At 34.6% G+C, this 6,942-nt stretch carries 6 protein-coding genes; all 6 read right to left on the reverse strand.

Translation table 11 applies throughout. The annotated features are described in order from the left end of the window. Positions 1–1,299, reverse strand: a 1,299-nt coding sequence (locus ABYD77_RS16655; RefSeq protein ID WP_372771228.1) for an acyltransferase family protein, incomplete at its 3' end; no start/stop codon positions are given. A 17-nt stretch (positions 1,300–1,316) separates the two neighbouring features. Next, positions 1,317–3,707 carry a heparinase II/III family protein gene (locus ABYD77_RS16660; protein WP_372771229.1) on the reverse strand — a complete coding sequence of 797 codons (2,391 nt, stop codon included), beginning with the start codon at positions 3,705–3,707 and terminating at the stop codon, positions 1,317–1,319. Positions 3,708–3,724: 17 nt separating this feature from the next. Next, positions 3,725–4,417 (reverse strand): hypothetical protein, encoded by a 693-nt coding sequence (locus ABYD77_RS16665; RefSeq protein WP_372771230.1) that lies wholly within the window; start codon positions 4,415–4,417, stop codon positions 3,725–3,727. Next, positions 4,404–5,306 (reverse strand): LPS O-antigen length regulator, encoded by a 903-nt coding sequence (locus ABYD77_RS16670; RefSeq protein ID WP_372771231.1) that lies wholly within the window; start codon positions 5,304–5,306, stop codon positions 4,404–4,406. The genes ABYD77_RS16665 and ABYD77_RS16670 overlap by 14 nt, the downstream gene beginning before the upstream one ends. A gap of 1 nt (position 5,307) precedes the next feature. Next, positions 5,308–6,591: an O-antigen ligase family protein gene (locus ABYD77_RS16675; protein ID WP_372771232.1), complete on the reverse strand. Its 1,284-nt coding sequence runs from the start codon at positions 6,589–6,591 to the stop codon at positions 5,308–5,310. A gap of 2 nt (positions 6,592–6,593) precedes the next feature. Then, on the reverse strand, positions 6,594–6,942 hold a 349-nt coding region (locus ABYD77_RS16680; RefSeq protein ID WP_372771233.1), incomplete at its 5' end, for a hypothetical protein.

The following is a 6,942-nucleotide window of genomic DNA, read 5'->3' on the forward strand; positions in this document are numbered from 1 at the left end:
CGCAAAATGATTTGCATGAGAGTCTCCCCATAAAATTGCATTCAACTTTGTAGCATTCTTGTCACCTAACACACACTTTTGCTCACTTTGAATATCTGCAGAATGGCACTTACCACGCAATTCATTCGGTTTAGAACGGTGTGCTTTTTCAGCTTCGACAAATTGAGGATTCGCATTATTACTTATTGAAGGAGCTACATAATACAGCCCTAGCACTAGCGCTACAGGCAAGGTGTAAATTGCAAGCATGGCTTTGTTACTATTCGCGAGCTTACTATACCTAACTTTTGTCTCTACAAACCTGTAGCTAATGAAAGCCATTAACAATGAAGAGGCAACAATTACCAGCTGCACTAATAGGGTGAACTCTATACCTATATACTTTAAGCCTGCCACAATTGGCCAATGCCAAAGGTAAAGTGAGTAGGAAATTAAACCGATTTTAACAAATACTGGCAAGCCTAAAACGCTGTGAGAAAGACATTTTGTATTAGTTCCGGCATACAAAATAGCAACGCATGCCAAGCAAGGAATAAGCGCAATAAGCCCAGGGAAAGCTTGCTTTGACTCTAACAATAAAGCCACAGCAATTATGGCAATAATGGCGATTACAAAAAGCGTATTGGCAAACCATAACGCAGGCTTATGTTCGGGCTTTTTAAATAAAAAGACAGCCAGCATAGCACCTAATAAAAGCTCATGAATTCGCGCAAATAATAGAAAATATGCAGCGCTTTGATTTAAGTTTGTTAAATAGTAACTAACAAAAACACTCAGCAAGAAAAAACAACCAAAAACAAACATAGCTGCTTTTTGTTTAAATACTTTTACCCAAAGCAATAAAAATATAGGCATTAGTAAATAAAACTGCTCTTCTACCGCAAGTGACCAAGTATGTAACAATGGCAATTCAGTAACCAGTGTTGAGAAGTACCCACCATGATGAAAAAAGAAGTAGAAATTAGAGGCAAAAATAGTGGACGCAAAGCCGCTTGCGAGTAAATCCTGATATGCCAAAGGTCCTAAAATAAAGTAAAAAACACATAATGCAATAATGAGCATAAATAAGTATGCCGGTAACAGTCGAAATGCGCGTTTTTTATAGAAACCTAAAAAGGTAAAGCTTTCGCTATTGATGTCCTTCAATAAAATAGACGTAATAAGAAAACCTGAAATCGTAAAGAAAACATCTACGCCAATAAAACCAGCTTGAAACACCAGCCAGTCAATATGGAAAAACAAAACAAGTAATACAGCAACAGCTCTAAGGCCATCTATATCAGCACGGTAATATTTCATAGTTTAGAAATGAACCTTTAAAGCACGTCAAATCGAGCTTGTTGTTTAGAGAAGTTATATTTTTTTCTATTAAGTTCGAAGAGCAAATAATCAGCATTATTTTCTGATACTTTAAAGCTTTGGAAAGCATCTTCGCTTATAAAAATATTTAATTTAAAATAGGCGTTTGATGTAGACTCACACACTTTAACGGGCGCAGCAGTTGCATCATTGTATTTTCTTGTAACCCATCCTAATTTAGGGATACCATTCTTATCATATTGCCCTTCAACAGTTTCACACTCACCATTGGTGCCGTAAGTTAAATTTAGATATTTTTTGCCGTTTTTTAGCACGATTTCAGAATTGTCTTGATTCAATATTCTCAACTTGGAACTTGCTGGAAAATGCCAATATTCCTTAAACAAGTTAGTTGAACTATTACCACTTGCTAAATCTACAACAATAATGGCATTTTCACTTTCCTTCGGAAGCAATACAGCTCTAGTGTGTAAAGCAGAATTACGCGAAGGTTGGGTTCCTGAGAACTGAAGAAATTCATTTTTATCTTCATAAAAATGAAGCTCTGCATCCACCTCATTTTGCTCAAAGCCATTGATAGTAACAATATTGTGAGCTGATGCATTCCAGAAGTATTGTCGCCCTTTACCGGTATAGTTATAGGGCCCACCAGAGTCTACCAATAATTTATGACCATCCAACATACCGACTAAGTTCATATTGTCAAAATGACCATGTACGATACGTTTTGGGCCTGCATCAAAAAATACTTTCGTAAATTTCTCTTTAGAGCTATCTGACTTTGCAATAACAAGCCGCTCTTGCGGAGAAACCCTTAAACCGCTTAGCGCCTTTTGACCATAAACTAAAAACTGTTCAAACTCATCAATGGGAATATTTAAAATTTCATAATATCGTTTAACAAAGTACTCCCAATATTTATCCGAGTACGAATCGCCGATAGCCGGTATTTCGCCATTGCTATATAAAAAGTACATGCCGTGAGTTACAGCATTGATTAGTGTTTTTTCTAATACGGCAGGAACCTCAATATCTAAGCTTTTAAATTGAGCCATAGCCTCAAGCAACATAGAAACACCAACATAATGATACTCTGGTGATTGCTCAATATTTTGACCACTTATGCTATCAAACATGTAACCTGATGCTTTTTCAACTCGCAAAGCTGCTTTTTCTAAAACATGTTCAAGCTCAGGTTTATAAGGGAAAACCGCATATAGATTAAGCGCTGATTTTGCCTGTATTAGTCCATGGTTATCATCATCATACTGAGGATCTGCAACATAGACAGACAGCATTCGAATATCTTTCGAGATTAACTCTTCAAGAGCTGTTATCGCTGGTTGTGATAGGTGTTTTCCGAGGTTCAAATAGATATATAGCAAATGGTTTACCCTCAACGACACCGCATCTTCACGGTATGAGAGTTCATTAGTCAAATCCTGCTCAGCTGAAAAACGTTTGTTATAACTAATTATGTGTTTTTCGATTAGATCTAAATAATGTTGCTCAGTAGTTTGTAAATATAGTTCTCCGTATGAGGTTAACCAACCTAAGCTATTAAAGAACATCACCCAACTAATGTTATTAAATGGGTTTTCTTGCCAATTTAGTTGCTCAGGGACATACCACTCACCAAGATTTAACCAATAAAAGTCAATACTGTTTCTTGATGCAGCATCTAATGACTTTTCATTTTTAAAAAGGCTTCTTTGTGGCCAGTTTAATTGAGCCATTCTGGGACGAGAATAATATAGGTAATTTTTTGTTACTTTAGACTCTATATATAAAGGAAAGCTAACGTTAACCTCTCCCGATTGCTTCCTAATAAAATCATGATTTTCAGGAATTTTAAGAGTTAACTTTAAAGTTGTTTTGTTTTCACCATGGGTAATATCTAGCACCGATGACATTATTTCGTGGTCCAAAGAAAACTCAACATTATCTTCAGATAAGTCATAAACAATTGAGTCAAATGTGATAACTAATGATATATCTTCACCAGCAATAAAGTGCTCACTGCTTAAAGAACTCGATTCTATATCTGCTTTTTGAACTTCAACACTCACTGTTGCTGAATGTATTATTCCAAATTCAACAATTTGATAACTAAAAGTATCTATACCAATAAAGTTTTGTGCAGGCTTATAGAGAACTTTATCACTAGTTAAGCTTATTTGCCCCCCTTTCTCGGTAAGGCTTGTAGCAAGGCTAAGCTGAGAACTTGAACTAATACCAGTATCATTTGAAAATATAGGGAGTTGCACAGCAGAATTAATTTTAATCTGGAAATTATCATCAGTTAAAATTAAGTCGCTCTCAACTCTATCCTCATCAGAACACGACAGAATGAAAAAACAAATAAAAAATAACAAATAACGCTTCATAGCCTTCAACACTTAACCTAAGCAGCTTTAAATAAACGAACAATAAAGAACCACAATATCATAAGGATAATTGAAAAAGAAATGGAGTCTGACAATGTCGATGCATTAGGGTTTGATTGATTAATTTGCCAAAAAGTATAATTGCGCGCGTCTGTTGAATGCAATCTAGATAACACTTCAAGGTATTCTTTTTTATCACTGATAAATAGCTTTATATCTTGGCTATATGCATCTATGTCTAGCTTAGCGATATTATCTAACCGCTTTGTAATATCCTGCTTATAAGCAAAGTCGAGGGTTTTGTTAAAAGCATCCAGTAAACATGCACCTTTTCCAGCAAACGGTCCACTGAATTTAATAACAGAAAACTTATAAATTGTGTGTCGTCTTATTTCTGAGTATTTTGCTAACGGAGTAGACTCATCTTCAATATCAATACCACATGAATGAGCGATTGAGGAAAGGAAGTTATTATTATTTAGCCTTGAAAGCGCTTTGTACTCCCTATCTTCTTTCTTCGATAAAGCACCTGATAATTTAACACCTTTATCACGACCAATTTCTTTCAAGATCTTGTAGTCGATACTAATATTTGGCTCATAAAGAAGGAAAGTTTCTGTCGCATCTTTTTTAAATACGTCAAAATACTCTGTAGTAAATACCGTTATACTGGCTATTAATAAATAGCCAGTTAACTTAAAAAATATCATTTCTCGAACTTAACTTAGGCCTAATTACCAAGTAGAGCAATGCTAAAAGACCATAGACAAAAGTAAATATAATTAGAATTAAGGCACGCTTTGGCGAGTGCTTATTTTCCGCCACAATTGGTAAGTCAATTGGCTCAAACACATAATGTTCTTTTGTTTTTGCTAGAAGCAGTCGTTTTGTTTGCTCTTGAACCAACTCATATAATAACCCTCTCATTTCCGCATAGTTCGTTTTCGTTATCGCCTCTCTAAGCAAATCAATTGACACATTCGCTTCTTTAATTTCCTTATTTTGCAACATGTCATTAATTTCATTGACAATAATATTTACGAATTTTTGTGCCACATATGGAGAGACATGAATATAACCAATTTTCACGATATTCGTTTTCTCATCCCAACTAACACTTAAGTTAGAGCGAAACTCTTCATATAATTCAAAATCACTTGGAATAAGGGTTTTGGGTGCCTTCACTTTTCTAACCCATTTTTGATTTTGAACATCATAAATTTCACTATCTATCTCAAGTTTTAATGAAATAGGGTCCCAAGATTTTGCAGCAAAAACTTCAATATCTAATGCATGCTTATCAATAATCTTATAAATAAATGTTTTAGATTTAATAACCTCTAAAGCAAGCTGAAGATTATCACGCTTTCCGCCACCCAGGTTTAACCCAGCCATACTTGCAAGCCCCCCGAGAGAGCCGCCTAGAGAGCCCAGAGATGAACTTTGCATATCTTCAGCAGGTGCATATGTTCCTCTTGCTTGATATTTATTTGGTATTGAAAGCAAAACAAAAACCATGCCTACCACAATCAAAATATAAACGATTGAAATAGTTAGAAACTCTTTAAGACTAATGAAGTTACCAAGCTTTTTAAACAAACTAATTTCCCTCTACTCTTTCAGCGCGAAGGCCGATATATACTATCGCAGCCATAACTATAGGTACCTGTGAACCTAACAGTACATGACCTGCAATAAATGCGTGTAATATTAAAAATGAAACCAATAATAGTGATATAGCAGTTACAAGTGACTTAAAGTGAATGAAATTTCTCGCTATTTTAAGCCAAACATAAGTAATAATAAGTGAATAAAAAATAGTGAATACAATGCCACACAAACCTAATAAATCATGAAAATCTTTTTCTACATTTTTTTCATATGGCTTATTATAACCTAGCTTAACGCGTAAATGATGCTCTTCACCTACAACATAATAATACTGATAACCTTGACCAAATAAAAAGTCTAACGTTGAACGTGATTCTCTCGCGAGTCCTGCGGCTAATTCTAAATGCGCTCTTGGGCTTACACCTTCAAGAAGCTCTATAATACGTGCAGCGTGATAGGCTATATCATCAGCATATTTAATTGCTAAAAATACAACTGCAGAAATAACTAAAAAAGTCACAATAGAGATAATAATTTTAGTTAGCAAATTCAATAAGTTTTTAGACTTGCTATAGAAAAGAAAGACTAAAACACCCGCCATTAAAATAAGGGATCCGACGAGCAAACTTGTTCTACTTGCTATAAAAATTAACGAAATAAAACAGATAAAGCATGTAAATAACTCTATTAATTTAAAAGATTTAATAGCTCTGTACCAAGCAACTGCCGATGCAAGCAAGATGCAAATGCCAATATCATTACCAGATATAAAAACACCTTTAAAACCAAAAGTGTATTCGCCATATGATTCATAGCCAATGCCTAAAAAGTAGCAAACAACGATAGAACCCGCAGCAATTAATCCATAAAGAGATACAGCATGAGTAACTTTATCAAAGGTACTTGAATCTTCCTTTTCAATTAAAATGAGATAAACAAAAAAAGGTAAAAGTAAAAATAATAACGGTTTCAGATTTGCAGAAATTGGAATTCCATTTTGACTGGTAAACCAATAAAGAAATAAAACCAAATAAAACGAAATAATTAATAAGACGAGTTTGGTTAGCGTATGCTTTGATTTAAAGAGTATAAATAAACCAAAAGCAACTAACGAAAACCGAGTAAAAGCACCAAAAGGCAAACCCAAACCAAGAACGATTTCAAATAATCCCGTCAAAATATCTGCCAATAAAGGGCCGAGAATTAATAAATAAGGTAAATATGGAATTACCCACTTTTTGAATAGTCTGACGTTTTGCTGGAAATAAGTCACGGTTAAAACTGCTTTACAAACTTACTTTGAGCAACCATTTTGGCTCTAAAGTTTCTTAAAATAAAGCCACCGCAAATTACAGGTAACACCCAATATAAATTAGAACTATTAATATAATTAAGTGAAAGCATCGATAATACAGCAACAGAGATTGCTAAGACAAATAGGTTTAATTTTGCAACCGTTGCTTCTTCTCCATGTAAACTCAACGATGTTAAATTTGCGAACCCATATTGCGAGCAGATAAATACAAACATAATCATCGCAGGTATTGAAATTGACATTTGCCACTCAATTCCAAGCGCAGCTAAATAAAGAGCAGTAAAAGCTAAACCACCGATACAACTTAAC

The organism is Pseudoalteromonas sp. (genome assembly GCF_041629635.1).
In the GTDB taxonomy this organism is placed as follows: domain Bacteria; phylum Pseudomonadota; class Gammaproteobacteria; order Enterobacterales; family Alteromonadaceae; genus Pseudoalteromonas.